19 protein-coding genes are annotated in these 26,503 nt (G+C 46.0%); 8 read left to right on the top strand and 11 right to left on the bottom strand.

Going from position 1 to position 26,503, the window contains the following annotated elements:
* Nucleotides 1-798: 798 nt before the first annotated feature.
* Nucleotides 799-5,598: a beta strand repeat-containing protein gene (locus J5W02_RS00910; RefSeq protein ID WP_219938567.1), complete on the top strand. Its 4,800-nt coding sequence runs from the start codon at nt 799-801 to the stop codon at nt 5,596-5,598.
* Nucleotides 5,599-5,742: 144 nt separating this feature from the next.
* A complete protein-coding gene (locus J5W02_RS00905) occupies nt 5,743-6,090 on the top strand; it encodes a cupin domain-containing protein (RefSeq protein ID WP_219938566.1) in 348 nt (115 codons plus the stop codon).
* Between the two features lie 108 nt (nt 6,091-6,198).
* On the opposite strand, the gene J5W02_RS00900 is transcribed toward J5W02_RS00905, so the two are convergent.
* From J5W02_RS00900 to J5W02_RS00865, 8 genes are all read right to left on the bottom strand, one after another.
* Nucleotides 6,199-7,179 carry an ABC transporter permease gene (locus J5W02_RS00900; RefSeq protein ID WP_219938565.1) on the bottom strand — a complete coding sequence of 327 codons (981 nt, stop codon included), beginning with the start codon at nt 7,177-7,179 and terminating at the stop codon, nt 6,199-6,201.
* The gene (locus J5W02_RS00895; RefSeq protein WP_407928337.1) at nt 7,163-8,656 is read right to left on the bottom strand and encodes a sugar ABC transporter ATP-binding protein; all 1,494 of its coding nucleotides are present in this window, start codon (nt 8,654-8,656) and stop codon (nt 7,163-7,165) included. The genes J5W02_RS00900 and J5W02_RS00895 overlap by 17 nt, the downstream gene beginning before the upstream one ends.
* A 121-nt stretch (nt 8,657-8,777) precedes the next feature.
* Nucleotides 8,778-9,749 carry a sugar ABC transporter substrate-binding protein gene (locus J5W02_RS00890; RefSeq protein WP_219938563.1) on the bottom strand — a complete coding sequence of 324 codons (972 nt, stop codon included), beginning with the start codon at nt 9,747-9,749 and terminating at the stop codon, nt 8,778-8,780.
* A 54-nt stretch (nt 9,750-9,803) separates the two neighbouring features.
* Complete coding sequence (locus J5W02_RS00885; protein ID WP_219938562.1) at nt 9,804-10,667, bottom strand: class II fructose-bisphosphate aldolase; 864 nt, start codon at nt 10,665-10,667, stop codon at nt 9,804-9,806.
* 4 nt (nt 10,668-10,671) lie between these two features.
* Nucleotides 10,672-12,162, bottom strand: a complete 1,491-nt coding sequence (locus tag J5W02_RS00880; RefSeq protein ID WP_219938561.1) for an FGGY-family carbohydrate kinase — start codon at nt 12,160-12,162, stop codon at nt 10,672-10,674.
* Nucleotides 12,163-12,199: 37 nt separating this feature from the next.
* Nucleotides 12,200-12,976, bottom strand: a complete 777-nt coding sequence (locus J5W02_RS00875) for an SDR family NAD(P)-dependent oxidoreductase (RefSeq protein WP_219938560.1) — start codon at nt 12,974-12,976, stop codon at nt 12,200-12,202.
* A 37-nt stretch (nt 12,977-13,013) separates the two neighbouring features.
* A complete protein-coding gene (locus J5W02_RS00870) occupies nt 13,014-13,511 on the bottom strand; it encodes an ureidoglycolate lyase (protein ID WP_219938559.1) in 498 nt (165 codons plus the stop codon).
* Nucleotides 13,512-13,540: 29 nt separating this feature from the next.
* Nucleotides 13,541-14,407 carry a MurR/RpiR family transcriptional regulator gene (locus tag J5W02_RS00865; RefSeq protein ID WP_219938558.1) on the bottom strand — a complete coding sequence of 289 codons (867 nt, stop codon included), beginning with the start codon at nt 14,405-14,407 and terminating at the stop codon, nt 13,541-13,543.
* Nucleotides 14,408-14,728: 321 nt separating this feature from the next.
* On the opposite strand from J5W02_RS00865, the gene J5W02_RS00860 reads away from it, so the two are divergent.
* Genes J5W02_RS00860 through J5W02_RS00850 form a run of 3 tightly spaced genes read left to right on the top strand, consistent with a single transcriptional unit; the run spans nt 14,729 to nt 18,214 of the window.
* The gene (locus tag J5W02_RS00860) at nt 14,729-16,399 is read left to right on the top strand and encodes a ribulokinase (protein ID WP_219938557.1); all 1,671 of its coding nucleotides are present in this window, start codon (nt 14,729-14,731) and stop codon (nt 16,397-16,399) included.
* Between the two features lie 14 nt (nt 16,400-16,413).
* The gene (locus J5W02_RS00855) at nt 16,414-17,259 is read left to right on the top strand and encodes a transketolase (RefSeq protein ID WP_219938556.1); all 846 of its coding nucleotides are present in this window, start codon (nt 16,414-16,416) and stop codon (nt 17,257-17,259) included.
* 1 nt (nt 17,260) lies between these two features.
* Nucleotides 17,261-18,214 carry a transketolase family protein gene (locus J5W02_RS00850; RefSeq protein ID WP_219938555.1) on the top strand — a complete coding sequence of 318 codons (954 nt, stop codon included), beginning with the start codon at nt 17,261-17,263 and terminating at the stop codon, nt 18,212-18,214.
* 112 nt (nt 18,215-18,326) lie between these two features.
* Here J5W02_RS00850 and J5W02_RS00845 read toward each other — a convergent pair whose 3' ends face one another.
* Nucleotides 18,327-19,538 carry an ROK family protein gene (locus J5W02_RS00845; protein ID WP_219938554.1) on the bottom strand — a complete coding sequence of 404 codons (1,212 nt, stop codon included), beginning with the start codon at nt 19,536-19,538 and terminating at the stop codon, nt 18,327-18,329.
* Nucleotides 19,539-19,857: 319 nt separating this feature from the next.
* Here J5W02_RS00845 and J5W02_RS00840 point away from each other — a divergent pair, with 319 nt between their 5' ends.
* Nucleotides 19,858-23,328: a glycoside hydrolase family 3 protein gene (locus tag J5W02_RS00840; protein WP_219938553.1), complete on the top strand. Its 3,471-nt coding sequence runs from the start codon at nt 19,858-19,860 to the stop codon at nt 23,326-23,328.
* Between the two features lie 218 nt (nt 23,329-23,546).
* Entirely contained in the window at nt 23,547-23,939 is a 393-nt protein-coding gene (gloA2, locus tag J5W02_RS00835) for an SMU1112c/YaeR family gloxylase I-like metalloprotein (protein ID WP_219938552.1), read from the top strand.
* Nucleotides 23,940-23,970: 31 nt separating this feature from the next.
* Here the strand turns inward: gloA2 and J5W02_RS00830 are convergent, their stop codons facing one another.
* Nucleotides 23,971-24,321, bottom strand: coding sequence for a hypothetical protein (locus tag J5W02_RS00830; protein WP_219938551.1), 351 nt, complete (start codon nt 24,319-24,321; stop codon nt 23,971-23,973).
* Between the two features lie 207 nt (nt 24,322-24,528).
* Here J5W02_RS00830 and J5W02_RS00825 point away from each other — a divergent pair, with 207 nt between their 5' ends.
* Nucleotides 24,529-25,236, top strand: coding sequence for a GntR family transcriptional regulator (locus tag J5W02_RS00825; RefSeq protein ID WP_219938550.1), 708 nt, complete (start codon nt 24,529-24,531; stop codon nt 25,234-25,236).
* A gap of 73 nt (nt 25,237-25,309) precedes the next feature.
* Here J5W02_RS00825 and J5W02_RS00820 read toward each other — a convergent pair whose 3' ends face one another.
* Nucleotides 25,310-26,464 (bottom strand): glycerate kinase family protein, encoded by a 1,155-nt coding sequence (locus J5W02_RS00820; RefSeq protein WP_219938549.1) that lies wholly within the window; start codon nt 26,462-26,464, stop codon nt 25,310-25,312.
* Between the last annotated feature and the right edge of the window lie 39 nt (nt 26,465-26,503).

The raw sequence follows: 26,503 nt of genomic DNA, 5'->3' as shown, positions 1-26,503 counted from the left end.
CACGGATTGCTCCACGCCGACCATCCGGCCGACAATAATGAATCATTTATATTATCCCTATATTTCTGTCTGAAGGAGCGTGATACGATGGATAACCGACGGCACAGACAGGAAGACGCGCCCCTCTCTGCCCCTAATGCAGAGGGCAATGTGTGGCCACGGCAAGTCTGTCCGGCTTTTGAGCCGAGATCCAATACTCCGGATGGAATACAGCAATGCTGGTACTGCCGATGTTCCGACTTTCATCTGGACAAGCCCCGCTCACTGGACGTAGGTGTGTGCTACTGGCCGAAAAAAATATTAAAATAGGAGATAGAAAAGAATATGAGAAAAACTCTCTCACAAAGCTTTTTATAAGACCAGCCAAAAATATATTGAGAGAATAAACATGAAACCATAATCCAATGAGAAAGAGGCGTAAAAATGAAAAAATTTATAGCATTATTCTTAACCATGGCAATGTTGATAGGATTGTTTCCTTCGATGGCGTTACCAGCTTATGCGATACCCCTTGAAGGAGCTACGGAGAAGGAAAGTGCTCCCTCGGTTTACTCAGGAACCACGGAAATAATGACTGTTGTTGCTCCAAGTTATTATAGATTTTCGCCTTTACAGACTGGCACCTATATCATTTCAACATCAGATGCCACCAGCAATCTTGGTTCGAGCACTTTTGCCCGTATTTGGGAAAATAGTTCAATTATAGCGGAAGATCTAAATGATGATCAAATGGGGCATGTCTCCTTTACCGCTTTTCTTGAATATGGAAAAACATATTGTATTGAAGTACAAAATACAATGGAAGATAATATTCCGTGTAAGCTTAATATTGTGGCGCCCAACATTGCGCCGACAGCAAAGAGTACCGTTCCTACTCAGTCGGTAATCGGCACCGGTACGGCAGAATTTACCGCTGCTGATATTGCGCAGGATGCTGACAATGATCCCTTGTCCATAACAGGCATTGCGGCTGTTCCGGATTCTGCTGTAGCCACAGCGGTCTTAAGCGGCGGGACCGTTACTGTGACCGGTGTTGCGGCGGGAACGACTTCGGTAAAAGTAGCTGTAAGTGATGGAACAAGCACCGTAGATATAACCGTACCAATTACTGTGGCAGCGGTAAACTTTAAGGGCAAAATCACAACAATTGAACAGTGGGGCATGCTATTGTCCGACATTTTTGAAGGTGAAGACCTTGAATTGACAAACTTTTATATGAAATCTCTTACTGCTTATAACGGCGGGGACCCCGCAGCCGCGTCTGCGTTTCTCGATGGAGGGGGTTCAGGTTACGATCATTACCCAATGCCCTGTGATAATGACCACGCCATGGATAGTGACGGCGATCTAACGATAGGGTTTGAGGCTTCAACTCCGGGTACTTATCTATTTACTTTAATTTTAGATGGTGGCGCTTCTCGGACGATTCAAATTACCGTTACCGAGGCAAACACGGCGCCAACGGTCACAGCGATTTCCCCGACAAGTGGTCCTGTTGCTGGCGGAACCAGCGTTACCATCACCGGAACCGGGTTCACAGACGCGAGTGCTGTTAAATTCGGGGCTGCCAACGCAACCGCCTTTACGGTGAATTCGGATACTCAGATTACCGCGACCTCTCCGGCCGGTTCCGGCACAGCAGACGTTACGGTGACTGCCGCGGGCGGTACGAGCGCAACAGGCTTTCAGTTTACCTATCTTGTCGCTGCGCCAACGGTCACAGCGATTTCCCCGACAAGTGGTCCTGCCTCTGGCGGAACCACCGTTGCCATCACCGGAACTGGGTTCACAAACGCGAGTGCTGTTAAATTTGGGGCTGCCAACGCAACCGCCTTTACGGTGGATTCGGATACTCAGATTACCGCGACCTCTCCGGCCGGTTCCGGCACAGTAGACGTTACAGTGACTACCGCGGGCGGCACGAGCGTAACAAGCAGTTCCGATCAGTTTGCCTATATTGTTAAACCGACGGTCACAGCGATTTCTCCAACAAGCGGTCCTGCCGCTGGCGGAACCAGCGTTACCATCACCGGAACCGGGTTCACAGACGCGAGTGCCGTCAAATTCGGCACTGCCAGCGCGACCGGAGTTACGGTGAATTCGTCCACCCAGATTACCGCCACCTCTCCGGCTGGTTCCGGCACAGTAGACGTTACGGTGACTGCCGCGGGCGGCACGAGCGCTACAGGCAGCTCCGATCAGTTTACCTATATTGCCGCGCCGACGGTCACAGCGATTTCTCCAACAAGCGGCCCTGCCTCCGGCGGAACCAGCGTTACCATCACCGGAACCGGCTTTACAGACGAGAGCGCTGTCAAATTCGGCACTGCCGACGCAACCGTCGTTACGGTGAATTCGTCCACCCAGATTACCGCGACCTCTCCGGCCAGTTTCGGCACAGTAGACGTTACGGTGACTACCGCAGGCGGCACGAGCGCAACAAGCAGCGCTGATCAGTTTGCCTATATTGCCGCGCCGACGGTCACAGCGATTTCCCCCACAAGCGGTCCTGCCGCTGGCGGAACCACCGTTACCATCACCGGAACCGGGTTTACAAACGCGAGTGCTGTTAAATTTGGGGCTGCCAACGCAACCGCCTTTACGGTGTATTCGGATACCCAGATTACCGCGACCTCTCCGGCCGGTTCCGGCACGGCAGACGTTACGGTGACTACCGCGGGCGGCACGAGCGTAACAAGCAGTTCCGATCAGTTTACCTATATTGCCGCGCCGACGGTCACATCGCTTTCCTCGACAAGCGGCCCTGCCACTGGCGGAACCAGCGTTGCCATCACCGGAACCGGATTGACAGGCGCGACTGCTGTTAAATTCGGCACGGTCAACGCAGCCGGCTATACGATTAATTCGGCTACCCAGATTACCGCGACCGTTCCGGCCGGTTCCGGCACGGTACACGTTACGGTGACTACCGCAGGCGGCACGAGCGTAACAAGCAGTTCCGATCAGTTTACTTATATTGCCCCGCCGACCGCGACAACCGGCGCCGCAAGTGCTGTTTCTTACACAGCTGCGACGCTGAATGGAACCATAAACGCGAACAACGCGTCGACCACCGTGACATTCCAATACGGAGAAACGGCCAGCTACGGCCGCACCATAGAGGCATCGCCAAGCTCGGTCACGGGTACGTCTTCCACCTTCGTCAGTTGTTCTCTTTCGGGACTGACTCCCAATACAACCTACCATTACCGTGTTGTGGGAACAAACTTATCCGGTGCTTCCAACGGAGAAGACAAAACCTTCACCACCCCGGCAGCCCAGCCGACCGTAACAACCGACGCCGCAAGTGATATTTCTTACACAGCCGCGACGCTGAGCGGAACCGTAAACGCAAACAACGCGTCTACCACCGTGACATTTCAATACGGAGAAACAACCGATTACGGCACCAGCGTGACAGCGAAGCAAAGTCCGGTGACGGGTACGTCCTCCACTTCCGTCAGTTATTCTCTTTCAGATCTGCAGCCCAATACCACTTATCATTACCGCGTGGTCGCAGTGAGTGCCGGAGGGACCACAAACGGAGCGGATCAGACGTTTACGACGCCGGCGCTGCCGGTAACGGCAGCTGTTGACAGCGTTGAGGCAACAAACGGAACAATCACTGTAACGCTTGACAAAGTGCCTTCGGTTACACCGACTGCAGCAGATTTTTCCGCGACCTGCAAGGTTGACAGCAGTACGGCATCCAACTTGCCTCTGAGCGATTTTTCGTGGGACGAGTCAACGCAGACCATCACCTTTGCCTTTACACCGATTGCACAGAAAGACTCAGCACAAAGCGTGGTAATCGCTGTAAGCTACAATGGCTCGGCAGCTGTTTCCGCGGCGGCGTTTACCGTTGATGCTGTGTCCCCCATTGACAAAACACTGCTGAGCATCGCTGATCCTGACTCCATAACAGGGATTACCAACGGTACGGCAAAGACGGCAGCCGCCCTCGGGTTGCCGGAAACCGTTGTATTAACCACCGATGACGGAGATGTCGACGCCGAAGTACATTGGGATGTTGCAGGTTCGGACTACGATAAATCCAAAAAAACGGAACAAACCTTTACGGTAACCGGAACTGTTGTCCTTCCGTCAGGAGTTGTCAATACAAACGATGTGGAGTTGACAACAGAAATCAGCGTTACCGTAAAAGCAGCAACCGGCGGTGACACGCCGACTCATACAATCACAGGCTTTCTGTTGGATTATGCAACGAAAACGGTACCTTACGGTACAAAGCTTGCTTCCCTGAACCTTCCTGCAAAAATCAAAGCAATGGGAGCTGAAATTTCCAACCTATGGATTGCCGTTACCGATTGGGTTTGCAGCACATATAAGCAGAATGTTCCCGGCACTTATACATTTAAGGCCGTGCTTGACAGCGGCTATGTCGACAGCGGTTATGTTCTGGACAGCTCCGTGAGCGCCCCGGAAATTAAAGTAACCGTGAAAAAGAAAAGTACGAGTTCCGATAAAAACAGCTCCGGCAGCACTTCTTCCTCGGTAAATACCGACAAGACAGAGACAAAAGTTGATACGACAGGCAATACCGCAACCGTAACCACAAGACCGGAGAGCGTCAGTACAAACGGGGACACAACCAGTATTGAAACAAGAGTCCCAAGCGTTACCGTGGACAACACCTTAACTTCCACAAACGGGAACACGGTAGATACAACGAAAAAGGCAGCCGTTACGATAAATGTACCCACGGACGCAATCGTGCAGCAGCTGACTGCAAAAAAAGACGTTGATCTTACCATCACCGTACCGTCCGAAGTGGCAAAAGGCACCGTCGAAAACGCCGCGGTTACTATCAATGCCAACAAGGAAATTCTTGAGGCGGCAAAAGTAAATCAGACCGATGTAACCATAAAGATCAAAGACGCCGATACGCAGCAGCTCGCCTACAGTTGGACGTTCAAGGGGGAAGATCTGGCAAAATCCGCCATTCCTATGACGGACGTCAATATTTCCATGAGCGTGCACCTTACCACGGAAGTCCCGAAAGTCAATGCGATTACCCCGACCAACAAGGGCATGGTGCTTTCCTTTGACCACAGCGGTTTGCTGCCGTCGGTAGCCAGTGTAAAATTCTCCGCGCTGGAAAAAGGTTTTAAACCGGGGCAGACGCTTTACTTCTATTACTACAATCCAACCACCCAGCAAATCGAATCGCTCGGAAAAGACGCCTACACCGTAGACGCGGATGGAAATGTAACCGTACAGATCAGCCACTGCTCCGATTATGTATTGTTACCGAATGCAGTTCGTTCGCTGACGCTTGACACCAAAAGCTACATCATGCCGGTAAAGGGTAAATACGAAATTGGTATCAAGATGACAAATGCAAAAGATACGACTGTTAAGGTTTACTCTTCCACTCGGGGAATGGTAACGATTACAAAGTTAAAAAATGGCAATTATCAAGTGACCGGCTTAACACCGGGACTGACATACATTATGTTTGATGTATACGACGATAAAAATAGACTGATTACCAAAGCCCATGCGTCCGTTCGGCTTATTGTGAAAAACGGTGTAAAGCCAAGCGGAGATTCCTGGAGACAGACAGCAATCTTTTAAGGCATTGTAATTTTAAAGGGGTGGATTTTGATAAATCCATCCCTTTTTAGAAGTAATTCGCAGTTAAAAGGACTCCTTGAACTTTGCTTAATGTTTATATACAATGGGAGTGTAACCCCTGTAATCTATAAATGGAGGGTAATTATGTTGGAAAAAGTGAATCTCAAGTCAGCGGTAGATGCTGTTGATAAACTGTATGTATACGAAAAAATCGGTCGGTTAAACGGGCATAGTCTCAGCGTTGTAAATGTAGAAAATCGCACTTTGGATTTCCATGTTCACGAGAATTCAGATGAATTATTTTATGTTATCAAAGGGAGTTTTCACCTGGAAGTCGATGAAGGATTGATAAAAGTGGATGAAGGCGAATTGATTATTGTCCCAAAAGGAACGAGGCACAGGCCTGTTGTTAAAGAATTGACAAAATTTTTGATGATTGAACTCGACGGTACTCTAAACAAGGAAAACAGCGGGGACCTGTACAAGAGCTGACCCTTGGCACACTCTACCCACGGGGTTCTCCCCACCAATGGCGAAATAAAAGAGCACCCTTGCGGGTGCTCTTTTATTTTGATGAGTATCGTCTCAAAAAACATGACTTTATTTATTTTTTTTCTTTTTTAAGATATCAATATATACTGCCGCTAAAATGACGATCCCCTTAATGACAAGCTGCCAGTAAAACGAAACTTTCAGCAGATTTAAGCCGTTATTTAAAACGCCAATAATCAGCGCACCAATCAGTGTCCCGCCAATCGTTCCAATACCGCCGTTAAAACTTGTTCCGCCCAGAACAGCGGCGGCGATTGCGTCTCCTTCATAGGCATTCCCTGCGGTCGGCTGACCGGAATACATTCTGGAGGCCAGTACAATACCGCCTATGGACGCCAAAATGCCGCAGATGGTATAAACCCATATCTGAACTGTTTTCACTTTAATTCCGGAATAAGTAGCGGCTTCTATGTTTCCTCCGGTAGCATACATTCTTCTGCCAAATCTTGTCTTATTTAAAATAACAGAGGAAAGAATGATGAGAATCGCAACCATCAAAACCGGAATCGGTATGGGGCCTAAATATCCGTTCCCTATCGCATTAAACTGCGGATCGGTGCTGGCAACGGATCTTCCCGAGGTAATTATGTAAGATATGCCCCTGATTCCCATCTGTGTTGCAAGGGTAACAATAAACGGCGGCATGTTTGTGTAAGCAATAATCAATCCATTAATCAGGCCGAACACGGCCCCCATTAAAACGCCGATGAATATTGCAGGGATACACGGCATTCCCCGTTCCAGAAGAATTACAACGGTAACTCCGCTCGCCGCCAAAACAGACCCGACGGATAAATCGATTCCTCCGATAATTAACACAAAAGTCATGCCAAACGCAAGCGTAGCATTCGTACATACCTGCCGCAAAATATTAAATAGATTATCCGGGGCCAGAAACATTGTGGTTGTAACAGAAAGTATCAGCGTTAACCCTGCCAATCCGATCAACGTTCCCGCGTTATCTTTCAGATAATTTATAACCGGATTCGAGGATTTATCAGACAGAGCCAATTTATTTACTATTTTCATTATTCCATCCTCCTGCGGCGTAATACATAATTTTTTCCTGAGAAATTTCTTCTGTTTCCATATCAATGATTTTGACTAATTCGCCCTCATGCATAACGGCGACACGGCTGCTCAGATTGATAATTTCGGGCAGTTCCGAGGATATTAAAATAATGGAAACCCCGTACTGTGCAATCTGATACATCATCTGATAAATTTCCGCCTTGGCACCTACATCGATTCCTCTGGTGGGTTCATCAAGAATTAAAATCTTAGGCTCCGTGGCCAGCCACTTGGAAATGACAATTTTCTGCTGGTTTCCACCGCTCAATTCTAAGGCCAGCTGATTCCTACTTGACATTTTTATGGAAAACGTATTGATATAATTATCAAGAATTTCATTTTCCTTTTTATGATCCGTATGGATAAACCGGATAAACTTCTCCAGAATTGATATTGTCGTATTAAATGATACCGTCTGATTTAAAAACAGGCCGTCTTCTTTTCTGCTCTCAGGTACAAGCGCAATCCCGTGCTGAATCGCGTCCTGGGGACATTTAATTTTTACTTCTTTGCCGTCGATGAAGATTTTTCCTGAATCCAGAGGGTCAATCCCAAAAATGGCTCGGGCGAGTTCGGTTCTTCCTGCTCCGACTAATCCCGAAATTCCAAGAATCTCACCTTTTTTCAAGTTTAAATGGACGTTTTTTAAATACTGATTGTTGAATCCTTCAACCTTTAACAGATCCTCACCAATATTAAGCTTGACTTTTTGGAACACCTCTTTAAGCCCTCTGCCAACCATCATTTTAATCAGCGTATCAGGACTCAGCTCTTGCGTAGTCATACTGCCTACACGCTCACCGTCCCTTAAAACGGTAATGGTGTCTGCAATCTTAAATATTTCGTCCATACGGTGAGAAATATATATAATTGCAACATTCGCTGCTTTTAGTTTCTGAATTTGTAAGAAGAGATTTTCAATTTCCTTATTACTCAGAGATGCCGTCGGCTCGTCCATAACAATAATCCTTGCATTTGTGGAAAGCGCCCTGCAAATCTCGACCATCTGCTGCTGAGCAATACTCAATTTCCCAACGCGTGTTCTTGCGTCAATTTTCATATTCAGGGAATCCAAGATTTTCTGTGCTTCTGATACCATCGCTTTAAAATTCAAAAAGCCTTTGACTGTTCCTGTAATTTCTCTGCCCATAAAAATATTTTCCGCGATAGAGAGGTTGTTAGCTAAGCAAATCTCCTGATGAATCAGACTGATGCCATATCTTTGTGCATCCGCCACACAGCTGATTGCAGCGCCTTCTCCGTTCACCTTGATTTTTCCGGAATCCATGCTGTAAATACCGCCCAGTATTTTCATCAGCGTTGATTTTCCAGCGCCGTTCTCTCCCATAAGGGCATGCACTTCTCCTTGTTTTACTGAAAAACTCACATCATGCAAAACTCTTACTCCAGGAAAAGCTTTATTGATATTTTCCATTTGAAGAATATATTCATCCATCATTTACGCCCCTTTGTGAGTCAGAAATTAGAGTTTGAAATTAAAACGGGCAGATAATAATCCTACATTATTTACCTGCCCGTTTTTTAATCGCTTTTAATTAATTTGCAGCATTTGATTTATCAACCAGCTCAACCGGGATTTTTATATCGGCTTCAACCTTTTCTCCGGCCAAAATCTTATATGCGGTTTCAATGCTTACAGAGCCGATTTGTTTGGGGAACTGTGCTGCGGAAGCAAGCATTTTCCCATTGGTAATCATATTTCTGCCATCTTTGGAACCGTCAACACCAACGACTTTGATCTGATTAATTTTCCCGGCGCTTTCAATGGCGGCAATGCAGCCGATTGCGGCAGGATCGTTTAATGCGAACACTCCGACGATGTCGGGATTGGCCTGCAGGATATTTTCCATAACAGGAAGGGAAGCGTCTGTTGCCGGTTTGCCTTCTTGCTTGTTCACAATTTTTATGTTCGGATATTTCGCGATACCGGCTTCAAATCCGTCTCCTCTGTCTTTACAGACCTTAACAACGCTATAGTTATACATGGCAATATTGCCTTTTTCATTGATTGATTTTGCAAGCGCCTCTGCTATTAACTCACCGGCCATATAGTTATCGGATGCAACCGTAGATTTTACTAAGTCAACATCGTCTACCGGGGAATTGAAAGCGATAACCGGAATATTCGCTTTTGCGCAGGAATCCAAAGCGGATTTAATTCCCTTTGAATCAACAGGGTCAACAAGGATGATGTCCATCTTTTGCTGTACCATGTCTTCAATGTCATTAATTTGCTTTGCGCTGTCCAGGTTCGCGTCGGTAATAATCAGCTGATCTCCCTTTTTTAACGAGCTCTCAAGACCCTCTTTGATTTCCAGATAGAAAGAATTGGCTAAATTTGCAACGGAAACGCCAACCTTAACTGTTTTAGCCGCTTCACTTCCGGCTGCCGCCTGAGATGGTGCCGCCGAACCTGCCGCAGCCGATTGGGAACCCGTTGCTGAGCAGCCTGCTAAAAGAGCTGCCGTCATTGCCAATGCCAATACAATGGATAGAAACTTTTTCATTTTAAAACTCCTCCAAATAATAAATAATTATATAATCAATATATAATTCACCATTTATGCTTTGTTCCCGGAACCCAGCAACTCAATTTTTTGCCTGACCAGGTCTTCCGCATTTTTCATTGCAACGGCAAACACGCTTCTCGGATCAAACTCGTCCGGGTTTTCTTTGATGGACTTTAAAATGCCGAGGTAATAGGCGTATTTCAGTTCTGTAGCAATATTCAGCTTACTGATTCCATTTTTCACACAGTCACGGATAATTTCGTCCGGAATCCCGGAGCCCCCGTGCAAAACCAGAGGAATGGAAACCCTGTTACGGATTTGGGAAAGTCTGTCGACGTCAATCTGCGGAATTCCCTTATAAAATCCATGTGCCGAACCAATTGCTACCGCAAGAGAATCGACATTCGTTTTCAAAACAAAATCCGCCGCCTGTTCCGGATTAGTCAGGTTGTCCCTGCTGAGGCCCCCTGCTTCGGTTAAGGCATCTCCTTCGTTTCCGCCGATCAGTCCAAGCTCCGCTTCCACACTGACGTTTTGTGCATGCGCTGTTTTAACAACCGCCTGTGTCCGCTTTATATTTTCCTCATACGGAAACCCAGAGCCGTCAAACATAACAGAGGTATACCCATGTTCAATACAGTCTACCGCTCTTTCATATGTATCACCGTGATCCAGATGGAGTACGATCGGGATATGTGTCTTTCTGGCAAAAGACTGAACCATGGAGCTGATTCTATCGATTCCCGCGTACTCAATCTCTACGGGATGTGTGGCTACAATAACAGGCGAATTCATTTTTTCAGCTGTTTCAATAACGGTTTTGATAAATTCCAGATTACAGACATTGAAAGCAGGGACTGCATAATTTCCCTCTTTTGCCTTTTTCAGTACAGCATCCATTGTAACTAGACCCAATGATTCATCCACCTTTCTTTAAAATATTGTCAAGTTCTGACGTGATTTGTATATTTGTGGCATAGAGCTTCTTATATACTTTTTGATAGATTTTCTCATAGACAGCATGCGCCTTGGGGTCAGGATAAAAAGTTTTCTTCGTCTTTACCAGAATGTTCTGGTTTTCAGAGTAAACACCTGCAGCATGTCCTGCTAAAAGTGCGGCGCCGAAGGTAACCGCTTCTTTTACCTCCACTATTCTTACGGGAATATTTAGAACATCGGCTTTACACTGCAGCCAAAAATGGTTTGCTGTTCCTCCGCCGATGGCCAGGATATCATCAATCCCGCTTTTTTTGCCCTGCTCTAAGACCACTCTGAATTCATAGCAAAGTCCCTCAATCACAGCTCTGAGCAAATCCGCTGTTGTGGTATTCAGTGTAATTCCTGTAAACATCGCCTTGGCGTCGCTGTTCATTTCAGGCGTATAACAGCCGTTAAGGTGAGGCAGAAAGACAACCCCTCCGCTTCCGGTAGAGCTCTCTCTGCATTTTTGGGAATACAAGTTATAGGTATCCTCACAGATATCCGCGTTTAATATATTCTCAATCGCCCAGTCAATCGTACGGCCGCCGCACGGAATTCCGCCTATTTTATAGAACTTGTCCTTAATGACATTATCACCCCATAGGTACCCGTTAAAAGACTGACCAAGCTCTACAGATTTCTCTATCATGCAGACAGATTCCGTTGTTCCCATGGAAGCCACCACTGTGCCGGGACAGCTTGCCCCCACTCCAAAGCAGCCTACCATATGGTCAAAACCCGCAAGTGTAACAACCGCTTCCGGATTAATATTCAACTCGCGGGCTACTGCCGAAGTGATTTTTCCCAATGGGGAACCTGATTCAATTAAATCCGGCATGAGTGATTTTTTAATACCCGTAAGCTCAAATATTTTGTCGGACCACCGACGTCCCGCAATATCCAACGCCATTGTACGCGACGCCGACGAATATTCCATTCGGTCCTGTCCTGTAAGCATGAACCCTATGTAGTCATTCAGACAATGCCACATAAATGCATTTTGATATTCGGAAAAATGGTGTTCCTTCAGCCATCTGATTTTTTGCAAACTGAAAATATAATGGGGATCCAGCCCTGTAATTTGGTAAATTTCAGTACTGTCAAGTTTCCCCTTGTCTTTTTCTACAATTTCCTGCGCGCCCGTGTGGTACCAAGGTATTACACGGGTCAAAGGAACATGATTTTTATCTATCAGCAATCCGGACTCACCCTGACTGCTGATACCGATTCCAACAATTTGCTGTCCCAGATTTCTATTTGTCGCAAGTTTTTTAATGCAATCCTTTAGATTATTCCATACAAAGTCCGAATCATAATCTTCTGCATTGCTAACCATACTGAATTTTGCCCCGTCAACATAATCTCCATTTTGGTCATAAATGTGTAATTTGCAATTCGTGGTTCCAATGTCTATGCCCATCAGCAACATTACTATGGTCCCTCCTGCAACAAAAGTTCAAAATAGATTACCAGGCCGTATAACCGCCATCCACCAGATAGGTGGCACCCGTGGCGTAGCTGGAAGCGTCTGAAGCAAGGTATACCGCAATGCCGCGCAGCTCAGACGGCACACCGGATCTTCCCATCGGCGTCATGCTGAACCATCTGTCTATCATTGGGTCTTTGCTCTGATAATGTTCTTCACTCATTTCCGTACGCATATATCCCGGGCAAAGCGCATTTACTCTGACGCCTTTTTGTGCCCATTCTGTTGCCATGCTCTTAGTCAGCATGATAATACCGCCCTTTGAGGCATTGTAAGAACACTGATTTTGCGGTGTGTTGACAATCATGCCCGACATGGAAGCAACATTGATAATGTTTCCTTTGCCCTGCTTCAGCATCACTTTTCCTACCGCCTGAGAAACGATAAAACAACCATTCAAATTGGTATTGATAACCGTGTTCCAATCCTCCAACGGCATGCTTTCCGCATCACCCAGGATACAGACGCCGGAATTATTGAAAAGCACGTCAATCTTTCCGAATTCCTTCAGCACGGCACTTACCATCGCATCAACTTCGTCCGGCTTTGTAACGTCCATTTTCACTGTCAGACATTTTACGCCAAGCGCCTCTATTTCCGCTTTGGCCTGTTCCGCTGTCTTCATATTTCTTTGTGCAATCACAATATTGGATCCGGCGTCTGCAAGTGCAAGAGCCATCTCTTTGCCAAGGCCCTGCCCCCCGCCTGTAATGACTGTGACTCTGTCTTTTAAATTAAAAAGTTCCTGAACACTCATTTTCTACTCTCCTATACAATGATATTAAAATGATTGACTAGACTTCAATTTCAATCCAATCCGCTTCGTCGTACTGTACTTCATGGCAGTCGTTCGCATACGTTCTTTCCGGTAAGACGATCAGGTGATTGACAAATTCCTTATGAACGGGAACAGGCGCATAGTGCCAAACACCGGTATTCATTTTCACCAGTGTTCCCTGAGGGACATAAAAAGCAACTGTTTCCTCCGGAACCGGTTTGAGGTTGCTTGCGGGTGCGACATAAAGAATTGCATCGTCGTTAACCGGCATCCAGGCCTCTGCTGTAAAATTGTGATATTCACTTGCCTTAACAATAATTTTATCCGGTTTCTGTACTTTAAGAATGGAAAAAGTCAGCTCCATGCCCGGAGACACATGCATGGAAACCGGGTCACGGTAAAATGTACACGACCCTTCCCCTAAATTGTTTGTTGTTGGATCCGTAACACTCACATAGGATCCAAACGGAGCAAAGGCCGCCACACTTAACTCTTGTGCCTTAATTTTTCTCATCTTCTCATCCTTTCTTTTATTAAAACATATTAAAATTGCTGAGATCGGATCAACTTGGAAATGTTGTGATGATATTCCAACGCATAGTCCCAGTTTTTAACCGCTACTCCGGTACAGAGAGCATCTAAAATTGCCAGCTGCGCGATTCTGGACGCAGTTGCCAAATCGTGCGTCTGATAATTTTTACTGTATGTCAATAGCACGCAGTCGCTAAAAAGCGCTATTTCAGATTTTGAGTTCTGGGTTAAACTGATAACCGGTACGCCGTTGGAATGTGCAATCTTCACATTTAAATTGGTGATCTTTGATTCTCCCGACAGGGAAATGGCAACTGCCAAATCGTTTTTTCCCAGTGACTGAGCCAATAATATCTGGGCGCCCTGATCCTGCTCCACCTGAGCCTTTTTCCCGATATTGGAAAAGTGCCAAAAAGCGTCATAAGCGACCACATACGAACTTCCTATTCCGAAAAAGGCGATCTTTTCCGCTTTATTAATCATGTCTACCGCTTTAATGAAATCATCCTTATTCAGCATTTCGGTAGTGTACTTCAAATCCTCTTGTTCAGAGGCCATAATTTTTTGAAACACATCCATGGAACTGTCCGTTCTTAAAATACTTTCAGGAACCGGCTGTTCATTATCTGCGCCCAAATCTTTTGCCAGATGAATTTTGAACTCGTAATACCCTTTAAAACCGATTTCTTTTGAAAAACGAACAACACTTGCCTCGCTGACCGAGATTTCCTCTGCCAGCTGCGCCGCTGTCAAATCCAGCGTTTTTGCAGGGTTTGCAATCACATACATCGCCACTTTTTTCTGCTGGGATGTTAGCTTATGCTGCATGTTTTTCACCAATACCAGAGTTCCGATATTTTCAACGCCAATATTATCCATACCGATCATCCCTTATCAACCTCATTAGAAGTCTGCCTTCCAATTTTACGCTGAAATTCATTTTGAATGAATATTTCATTCGTCTGCAGCTATAATATCTTTATTTGCGTAAAATGTCAATAGATTTTAAAAAATTAATGCTTTTTTATTGTAATTGATTATTTTCACGAATCAAATTTGAATATTTAATTCATTATTTGCTTGACAACATTCTTTCTGTAGATTATATTTAATGTGAAAAGTGAGTTTTTTAGGCAAACGTCATATTGGTTGAATCTTTATTTCACGCATTCAGCCGTATAATATAAGGAGGACTGTTTCATGGAAACCAAATTGGTGATCGGTGCGGATTTTGGGAGTGACTCTGTTCGGGCTATCGTCGTAAACGCTATAACGGGTGAAACAAATGGGGAAGCCGTATGCGCATATCCAAGGTGGGCGGAAGGAAAATATTGCGAACCGGAAAATTATCAATTCAGACAGCACCCGCTGGATTATCTGGAATCTTTTGAAAAATGTGTTAAACAGGCCGTTCTTGCATGTGGGCCAAGCGCAGGCGAACACGTCTATGCCATTTCCGTCGATACGACGGGGTCAACTCCCTGTCCGGTAAACAGGGAGGGTGTTCCCTTAGCTCTTTTGGATGAATTCCATGAAAACCCCAACGCGATGTTCCATTTATGGAAGGACCATACCGCTATAAAAGAAGCTCAGGAGATTAATGATAGATTGTCCAATTTCCACGGAGTTGATTATCTGAAATTTCAAGGCACCTACAGTTCCGAATGGTGGTGGGCCAAAATACTTCATACTTCGCGTATTGATCCGCGCGTGAAAGAAGCAGCCTGGTCCTGGGTGGAGCACAGCGACTGGATTCCGGCTGTTCTCACTCACCGCACAGACCCTCTGGCGATGTACCGCTGTTCCTGCGCTGCCGGTCACAAAGCACTTTGGAACAGCGAATTTAACGGTCTGCCTCCAACGGATTGCCTGAGCAGCATTGATCCTTATCTGGGAGTCGTTACAAGACATTACGGCAGCGGCCCGCAAAATGCTGGAACCTGTCTCGGAACAATATCAAAAGAATGGGCCGACAAGTTGGGAATCAGTGAGAAAACCGTTGTGGGCGGAAGTTCCTTTGATGCGCATGCCGGAGCGGTAGGCGCCGGCATCAAACCAACCACCCTTGTAAAAGTTGTGGGCACCTCCACAGTCGATATGCTGATTGAAAAATACGATAATCTGAAAGGCAAGAATTTAAAGCAGCTCTGCGGGCAGGCAGAGGACTCCATCATACCGGGCTATGTAGGAATCGAGGCCAGTCAGGCGGCATTCGGTGACATTTTTGCATGGCTCCGCAAAACATTGATGTGGCCAACACACAATATTTTAAACCATACTTCCCTTATTACAGACGAGCAAAAAGAAAAATTAACGGAAGAACTGCAGGAAAAAATGATTTCCACGCTTGAGAAAAATATACATTCCGTCCCCGAAGTATCCAGTATTGTAGCTTTGGACTGGTTTAACGGAAGAAGATATCCAAATATCAATGAAACACTTCAAAGCGGCATATATGGATTAAAGCTTGGTACGGAAGCTCCCGATATTTTTGAAGCCTTATCAATGGCAGCGTGTTTTGGTTCCAAAACTATTTTCGACAGTTTGGTATCGGCGGGCATAGAAATCAAAGAAATCATTGCGGTCGGCGGCATTGCCAGAAAATCTTCTTATTCCATGCAGTTGATGGCAGATGTTCTTAACCGTCCGATTCACATTTCCGCAGCAACTCAGGCCTGCGCACGCGGCGCAGCCATCTATGCATCGGTTGCCGCCGGAATTTATCCCTCCATTCCGGAAGCCCAAGCCCATATTTGCGAAGACTACATAACGAACTATTACCCCCGTGAAGAATATGTCGTCGCCTATGCAAAAACTTATGAAAAGTTTTTGAAATTCGGAAATTTTGTAGAATTCGGCGGTCAGCAGTGATAGGAGTGCCAAGTATGAACAAAACGGAAAAGAAAGAATTGCAGAAACAGGCGTGCAAAGTGAGAATGGGTGCAATCGAGGGCGTTTATAACGCCAAATCGGGGCATCCGGGCGGAAGCCTTTCGGCTGCCGACCTTTTTACCTACCTTTATTTTAAGGAAATGAAGGTAGACCCCAAAAATCCAAAGGATGAAAACAGGGATCGCTTTGTGCTTTCCAAGGGACACTGTGCCCCGGGACTGTACGCAATCCTGGCTCTGAGGGGCTATTTCCCGATGGACGAAATGAAGAAACTGCGTCATATCGGCGCGATGCTTCAGGGGCATCCGGATATGAAAGGCACACCCGGTATCGACATGAGCACCGGTTCGCTCGGGCAGGGTGTTTCCGCCGCCTGCGGCATGGCGGCCGCGGGAAAAATGGATCATAAGGATTACCGTGTGTATTCCATGCTGGGAGACGGTGAAATTGAAGAGGGTCAGGTCTGGGAAGCGGCGATGTTCGCGGCGCATCAGAATCTGGACAACCTCTGCCTTGTTGTGGACAACAACGGGCTGCAGATCGACGGGACTGTCGCCGAAGTCGGTGGCCCGGAGCCGATTGATGAAAAATTCCGTTCCTTTGGCTTTGATGTTCAGGTGATTGACGGGCATAATTTCGATGAAATAGAAGCCGCCTTCAACCATGCAAAGACCGTCAAGGGCCAGCCGAGCGTAATCATTGCAAAGACCGTCAAGGGAAAAGACGTATCTTACATGGAAAACCAGGTGGGCTGGCACGGTACCGCCCCGAACGCAGAACAGTATGAAACGGCCATGCAGGACCTGAACAAGGTGCTGGCCGGATTGGAGGCGGAATAATATGGCAGAAATGGTGAAAAAGGCAACAAGAGAAAGCTACGGCGAAGCGCTGGCTGAGCTGTCTGAAAAATATCCGCAGGTGGTCGTGCTGGACGCGGATCTTGCGGCTGCGACCAAGTCGGGCGTCTTTAAAAAAGCTTGTCCGGAACGTTTTATCGACTGCGGTATTGCGGAGTGCAACATGGTGGGCGTGGCCGCGGGCCTTGCCGCCTGCGGCAAAATCCCGTTTGCCACTTCCTTTGCGATGTTTTCAACCGGCCGCGCCTACGAGCAGGTGCGCAATTCCGTCGGATATCCGAAACTGAACGTAAAAATCGTCGGTTCCCACGCGGGCATTTCCGTCGGCGAAGACGGCGCAACCCACCAGTGCAACGAAGATCTTGCGCTGATGCGTACCATTCCCGGTATGGTCGTGCTGAACCCGGCTGACCACTATGAGATGAAGGCGGCCGTCAAAGCGGCAATCGAGCACAACGGCCCGGTTTATATCCGCCTTGGCAGACTCGCCGTCAACAGCTTCAACAATTCCGACGACTACAAATTCGAGCTTGGCAAGGGCATTACTCTGCGCGCCGGAAAGGACATCACCATCGTCGCGACCGGCCTGATGGTTTCCCGCGCTCTGGAAGCGGTCAAAACACTGGAGGAGCAGGGCATTGACGCCAGACTCATCAACATCCATACCATTAAGCCGCTTGACCGCGAGCTTATTGTCAAAGCTGCGAAGGAAACCGGCAAGATCATTACCGTTGAGGAGCACAACGTCATCGGTGGTCTGGGCGATGCGGTGTGTGACGCGCTCTGCGAAGAGTATCCGGTTCCGGTTATCAAAATCGGCGTAAACGATGTTTACGGCCATTCCGGCCCGGCGGTTGATCTGCTCGACGAGTTCGGCTTAAACGCTGCACATATTGTTGAAGTAACGAAGAAAGCCATTACAAAACGATCATTATAAAATAAGACCTACTATAAAATTTCAAGTAATTATAATTTTTCACCACAAGTCAAAACCTCCGGCCTAAGCCGGAGGTTTTGACTGTTTTTTTATTTAAGTAACAGTTTAAAATCTATCTTCTCAATTGATTCATGATACAAGACGGATCATCAATCATATGCTGTGCGGCAATGGCCCCAGCCCCCAGCAGGGAGGGGTTTTCGGAAAGCGGATTGATTTCTACAGTTAAGCCTTTTTGAGTCAGAGGTTGAATGCATTGTTTTATTTTATCATTCACAATAGACAACATGAAATCCGGATCTATTTGTGTCAGTTCGTCTCCCAGTACAATGATATCAGGGTTAAATTGATTGACTAAATTCACAATTCCTATTGACAGCAGAGCACACACTTTTTTGTATTCCTCACAGGCCACACGATCTCCGTTCTTAACGGCCACAGAAACTGTTTCTGTGGTTATATTGTCAATGAAAAGGCAGGATGGCTCCTTTGCTTTCAGGCGGCTTTTAATATTTTCGTACAAAACCAGCAGAGAGCAGTATTTTTCTATGCATCCATGATTGCCGCAGAAACACTCTGGTCCATTAAAATTGATACTGGTATGGCCAAATTCGCCTCCAAGGCCAGTGCTGCCGCGGGCAAGCTTCCCATCTATCACCAATCCGCTTCCAATTCCTTGTCCGGCCAGAACATAAATCAGATACTTCTTATCGCGATACCAGTATTGGGAAAACGCACTGGCATCCGCGTCGTTAATAATATACAGAGGAATTCCCAGATTTTTCGTCAGTGCTTCCTTTATCGGATAGTTCTGCCAGCCCGGCAATTCGGTAACAAACAGCAGGCGGTCTATGTCTTCCCTGTAAGGCCCGGGGATAGCAATTGCGGCAGAAAGTACGGAGCAGTCCCTGTTTTCATTCAGAGTAAGCTGAATCGCAGAGCGAATCCTGGCGATGGTGACCTCAACATCCTCATTGTGGGAAACCTTATATTCCTTTTTTTTACAGATCTGACCAGACAGTCCAAACAGGCCTACATAAAAAACAGATCTGGTCATGCGTACACCGATGACTTTATATTTGTCGTCATTTAACTTCAGACCAACGGATCTTCTTCCTCTGTTGCCGCTCATCAACCCTGTTTCAACTACAAGCCCGCAGCTCATCAACTCATTGATGATATTTGTAATCGTCATTAGCCTTAATCCGGACAGGCTGGCAAGGGTAGATCTGGAACATATTGTTTGCTGCCGGATGAGGTCAAGAACCAGAGAACGGTTTACAATCTGTATTTTTTCCTGATTAAAACTTTTTTTTCGTTCCATATTAGCTCCCAATCCTACTGTTTGTCTAAATCATACCCGCAGTTCAAAATAATAATATTATCATAGAGAATCTGTCATTAAAGGGAAAATAATTTATATAAAATAATACCATATTTTATTAAAATTTTGCAATAGTTTTGTTTTAATATTAATAATAATAAATTGAATATATAAATTAAACAAATAATTGAGAACATTGTTTATTCTGAGATGCAACCAGTTGTGAGAGCGTCTCTAAGAATAAAAAAATGGCAAGGAGGTGAAAAATACAGCAGCTCAGCTTTGGAGGAGACTATAATTATGGAAAGAGGTAGAGTGTATGAAAAGGATTTCAAAATCTGCGTGTGCGCTTTTGCTTGTGTTGACGCTGGTTGTTGGTATATGCACCAGCGCATCTGCGGCAAGTACGTCCAGTGAAGTATCGGATCGGGAAACAACAAATTCACAGTTGTCCAGACAGGCAGCCGCACAAGGAATGGTTCTTCTGGAAAATAAAGACAACGTTTTACCAATCACTGCAAAAAACAAGAAAATAGCTTTGTTCGGCAGTGGAGCCCGCCACACCGTTAAAGGCGGAACCGGCTCCGGAGATGTTAATCAACGGTATGTTATTTCAATCGATGAGGGATTTAAAAAAGCCGGTTATGAAATTACTTCCACCGCATGGCTGAATGCCTATGATGCCGCCTACGAAGAAGGAAAAGCCAACTGGTCAGGCGGTATGTTTAGTGCTTTTTCTCTGCCGGACACTGAAATTACCGACGATCAGATTGCGTCTTCCAAATCCACGGATACGGCAGTCTATGTGATTGCAAGAAACTCCGGAGAAGGCTCCGACCGTAAAAATGAGGAAGGCGACTACCTGCTGACGGAGAATGAAACCGAAAATTTGACGAAATTAGGTGCCAACTTTAAGAATGTCGCTGTACTGTTAAATGTTGGCGGTGTAATCGACACAAAATTCTTCGATGAAATACCCGGCCTGGATGCTTTGCTTTTGGTTTCTCAGCCCGGGATGGAAGCGGGCAACGCGGTTGCCGACGTTGTTTCCGGTAAAGTTACGCCGTCAGGAAAATTGACGGACACATGGGCGAAGGAGTATTCCGATTATTCATCTTCGGAAACATTCAGCTCAAATGACGGCAACACTAAATCAGAGGAATATACGGACGGTATTTATGTTGGTTACCGTTATTTCGACACCTTTAATATCACCCCCCAATATGAATTCGGCTACGGTAAATCCTACACCACATTCAATACGAAAATCGATTCCGTTACCGCGACAAAAAAGAATGTTACGGTAAAAGCGACCGTAACAAACACCGGAAGTACCTATTCGGGAAAAGAAGTGGTTCAGGTTTATTTTTCCGCGCCTGAGGGCACTCTGGAAAAACCGTATCAGGAGCTTGCCGGCTACGCAAAAACCGATCTGCTGGCGCCGGGCCAGAAGCAAACCCTGACGATTTCCTATCTTACGACGGAGATGTCTTCCTATGACACCGATTCCGCTTCTTATGTTATGGAAAAAGGCGACTATATCATTCGTGCAGGCAATTCATCCAGAAACACCCATGTGGGGGCAATCGTACGTCTGGACAACGATGTCACCACGGAACAGCTTAGCAATCAGCTGACACCGGAGGAAGAGCTGGAGGAAATCTCTTCTCAGGATAAAACGCCATATTCTTATCCGTCCGAAGCGGCAGAAATCAAGACGGCAAAGGTCATTGCGCTAAGTGCGGAAGACTTTGAAACAGAAGATCATGCATCGCCCTACTCTGATGAAACAGTCACAACGTATCTTTTAGAAAACGAAGTCAAGGATTCCGGAGATAAGGATTCCGGAGATGTTGATGGCCAAGCAAAAGATTCCGGTATTGATTATGAAGTTACAGAAACTGTGGAAAAACAGGACGGTTTAACTTTGAAAGATGTCTATGACAAAGACATCACGATGCAGGAATTCGTTGCTCAGATGAGCCTTGAGCAAATGGCGAATATTGTAAACGGAATAGGATGGGGACAATCCGGCACTCCTGTGATTGGATCCTCGTCTGACTCTGTTCCCGGCGCAGCCGGAGAAACGACTAAGCTCTATTGGGATTCCGGCATTAGCAACATGATTCTTTCCGACGGCCCGGCTGGCCTAAGACTTACTCAAAAATTTACAGGTCAAGATGCCAATGACGATAACAAGGAAAAAACCTATTACCAATATTGCACCGCATGGCCAATCGGCACCTTACTCGCAATGACATGGGACCGCGACCTGGTTCAGCAGGTCGGAAAGGCAATCGGTACCGAAATGTCCGAATATGGGGTTACTCTGTGGCTTGCACCGGGTATGAATATTCACAGAAACCCGCTTTGCGGGCGTAACTTTGAATATTTCTCGGAAGATCCGCTGGTTACCGGGCTGTGTGCTTCCGCAGAAACACTCGGTGTTCAGTCCCATCCGGGTATCGGAGTTACCATCAAGCATTTCTTTACAAATAATCAGGAGAATAACCGCAGCAGCGAAAATAATATCGTATCTGAAAGAACGCTGCGCGAAATCTACCTGAAAGGGTTTGAAATCGCAGTAAAAACAGCACAACCGATGGCGATTATGACTTCCTACAATCAGTTAAATGGCAAGTACGTAGCAGCAAACTATGAAACCTGTACAGATATTCCACGCGGTGAGTGGGGATTTAAAGGCCTGATTATGACTGACTGGGGCTGCCAGGCTGATGCTGGGGAATCCATGCATGCCGGCAACGACATGATTCAGCCCGGCGGATCACAAACCAAAATTATTCAGGCGGCCAGTATTGTCGAACCGTTGTTTAATGAAGACGGCACCATAAAATTAACCAAAACTACAAGCCCCTGGTTCGGTGAACAGGAAGTCGAGAATTGGAACAGCTTTGTCCCGATACTCAACGAAGGCCATAAGTCGAGCGAAAAATATACTGCGGATAAGTATGTGACAACAGTTGTTGACGGCCACACTACTTATGCCGGCGAATACAAACAGCCATACATTACAAAAGGCGATTTGCAAAAGAGTGTTGCCAATATTCTGAACATTGTTATGCAATCGTCGCAATTTGCAAAAAAATATAATTTGAAGCCAAAATCATATTCATCCCAGTTCGAACTTCCCAATTATGTTGAAACTCAAAAATCATCTGTAACCGGCAGCAATAACTCCGGACACCATTCAGGCGGAACCAAAACTTCCGGAACCAGTTCCACACCCCCCACAGGCCCAACAATAATCGGATCTGTGATAACAACAAGCACGGGTACCTTCATCACCGATACGACAACCGATGTTCGCGTTAAGGGCAGCTATACTGTTAAGATTACCAGCGAAAATGGCCAGCCGCCAAGGATTGTTGCGGGTACTGCGGGCGTTTTTGAGGTACAGATGACAACAACAGACGGTAAGATTTATTTTATTAAACTGATTCCAATTGGTCAGCCCGGTACGCAGGCCGGTATTTATTTAGACGGTGTTAAACTCTTTGCCGCAACGGTTGAAGCGCCGGTGTCGACAGTAAAGAGCGATACGACCCACCCGTTCAAAATAAAATCCGGAGCTTCCTATGTGATAAAACTGACTGCGGGTTCGCGCCCGACTATTGTACCCGGTACAGCAGGAATCTTTAGAGTGGAATTCGTTAGATCTTCCGGCAATGACTATTTCTTCAGAATTATTCCGATCGGCAAAGCGGGAGGATCTTCGGGACTCTATATTAACTCCGAGAAGAACCCTGTTGCAGTCGCAACAATAGCGTAAAAAATGTAAAAGCGAGTTTCTCTTTATAAGCACACCCCCAATGGTAAATTCCATCGGGGGTGTGTTGTTGACATCAAGTACAAAGGGCCGCTTATGTTCTGAATGTTGAATATAAGCAGCCCTTATATTATAATGATAATCAAAAGTATAAAATTAGCAAAATGTGTCTCTGAAAAACATCATAATCTAATTATTTATAGAACTAAGAAGAGGGTTATATGCCATCAATTTTTAATAAACTTCATCATATTGCAATTATTTGCTCAGATTATGAGAAGTCAAAAAATTTTTATGTGGAGCTTTTAGGCCTGCCTGTTATCCGCGAGGTTTATCGCCGTGAACGGGATTCTTACAAACTCGATCTGAAAATCAACGATTGCTGCAACATAGAATTATTTTCATTTCCGTCCCCGCCTAAACGTTTGAGTTGTCCGGAAGCTGCCGGTTTACGGCATATTGCGTTTGAGGTAGAAAGCATCGACAAAGTTTGCTCGTTTCTGCTTGCGCAAGGCGTGGAGGTCGAACCCATACGGATTGATGAATTCACAAACAAAAAATATACATTTTTTCGAGATCCAGACGATCTTCCGATAGAAATTTATCAAAGTTGATATTTTAACTGAGATGCTCATCATCTTTCCGTCAATTCACGACTCGGCTCTGAATGATATGATCCGTAATATCTTTTTGCGCCCCAATTTTCTCTTCCAGCTGTTTTTTGTCTTCTTGTTTCTGCTCTTTTATATTGTCTTGATAAGTATCAATTGCGCTATCCACTTTTTTGATTATAGTACGCCATTTTTCTTCCGACATTTGAATACTGCCATTTCTGTCGTTTTCCTTCTCTTTATCGAGAGTTTCCTTGATTCGGCTTTCCCATTTCGTAATTTCTTTTTGAAAGTCAAACGTGCTTGTATTACTGCTGTTCTTTGCGCCAGGAGTGCTATATGTTGCATGATTTTGATATCGTGTTGCTATTCCATTTATACTCATACTGTATCCCCTTCAGATAAATAATTTTGGTAGGAATCACCTTCTATTATATCAGTTTTATTCCAAAAAGCAATAACACAGGCACCCTGCGGGGCAAAGTTTGAAAAGCTTAACCCGCTATCAGACAAATTGCAATCCATTTTCAACGAAGATTTTATTGAATCTGCAAATGGAAAGTGGTAGAATATTGTATACAAAGTCAAAGGGGTGAATCAGCTGATGCCCGAAAACGACACGACGAAAACGGTTCAGGAATCCACATCAGAGGTTGCGGCGCAAAAAATCCGAGAAAGCATCATCAGCGGGCGGTTAAGGCCGGGAGACAAGCTAAGGGAAGCGGATCTGTGCAAATGGCTGAAAGTCAGCCGAACTCCCGTTCGTGAGGCATTCCGTATTTTACAGTCCGAAGGATTTGTAACGCACAATCCCAATTACGGGGTGATGGTGGCAACCCTTGGAGTGGACGATGTGGAGCATCTGTATGAAATTCGCAGCGTTCTGGAACAAATCTCTGTGTTTGACTCTACACCTCATATTACGCAGGAACAGCTTGATGAATTGAAAAAAATCAATAAAACCATGAGCAATTTTGATGAGATAAATCCTCAGAAATCATGTGATTTGGATCTACAGTTTCACACCCTGATCGCGCAGGCTAGCCAGAATCAGATTTTGATTGAATGTCTTGCCGGAGTATATCGCAAGACATCGATGGTTCTACAGTTTATTCCGTTTAAAAAGGAAAGGATTGCTCAAACCTGCAAAGAACATGCGGATATTATAAGTTCCATGGAATCCAGAGACAGCGAGCTCGCCAAAAAATACATGGAGATTCACTTTTATAAAAGTACGGAATCACTGGTAAAGAAAGCAATTGCATACAATCAGCTTACACATCAATCGGACCAACAATGAAATATGAGAAAAAACACAATCCCCCGGTGCGGAATTTTTGATTCTGCACCGGGGATTTCTGTATTCCATAAGATTATTTCAGAAGATTGCAGTCGGATCGATTCTTCAGGGTCAGAAGCCTCATAATGCTGTCCATAGTAAGCCTCAGGTCGCTTTTACTGCGTAACCGAGCTTCCGTAAACGGAACCGCCACACGGTTGATGCTGAAAACAGCGTTAACGCCTTCCTTGTAAACCTCTTCTATTTGGTTGCCGATATCTCCGACAACAGCGATTAATGGAACGTTTTTCTTTTTGGCCCGGTGTGCAACACCGATTATCACTTTGCCGCAAAGCGACTGAAAATCGATTTTGCCCTCGCCGCTGAAGACCAAATCGGCCCCTTTGAGGAGGGAATCAAATCCGACAGTATCCAGTACTGTCTCAATTCCCATCTGCAGCTTGCTGCCGAAAAATGCCACCATACCGGCGCCCATTCCTCCTGCGGCACCGGCACCTTTAAGGTTCGCAACATCTTTCCCAAGATCCCTTTTCACTATTTCAGCCAGATGCGCCAGATTTGCATCCAGAAGCTTAACCATGTCTTCGTCGGCGCCTTTCTGGGGACCAAATACGGCGGATGCACCCTGAGGCCCGCACAGGAGATTGTCAATATCACACATGGTAACAACCTCTACTCCAGCCAGATAAGGGCTAATTCCGCTCGCGTCGATGGAAACAATTTGGTCCAGGGTACCGCCGACGGGAATAAAGGATTTGCCTTCCGCATTTTTAAAGCAGATACCCAAAGCGGCTGCGGCACCGGCTCCTCCGTCGTTTGTGGCGCTGCCGCCGAGGCCCACAATGATTTTTTTGCAGCCTGCCCTGGCAGCATGTTCGATTAGCTGGCCTACCCCGTAGGTCGTGGTCTGTTCGGCATGCTTATGATCTTCGACCAACGGCAGGCCGGCTGCCGCCGCCATTTCCACTACGGCAATACTGTCATGTATCCGGCCATAAAAGCTGCGTATGTCCTCAAAATAAGGCCCCTTCACGGTCAGTTCAACTTTATCCCCCCCTACGGCGGACAGAAAAGAATCCACACTGCCTTCGCCGCCATCGGCAACCGGTATACTGACGACTTCCGTATCCGGAAAGAACGAGTGAATAGATTTTTCCATGATGGCGCAGATTTCTCTGGAGGACATCGTTCCTTTATAGGAGTCCGGAATCAATAAAATCTTTTTCATAAACAGTCCTATCAATGCACATCGCTGTCTGCAGTGCAA

Source organism: Caproiciproducens faecalis (assembly GCF_019448085.1).
GTDB classification, from domain to species: Bacteria; Bacillota; Clostridia; order Oscillospirales; family Acutalibacteraceae; genus Caproiciproducens; species Caproiciproducens faecalis.
Note: the sequence above shows the minus strand (reverse complement) of the source record. Positions and strands in the feature narration are given on the sequence as shown.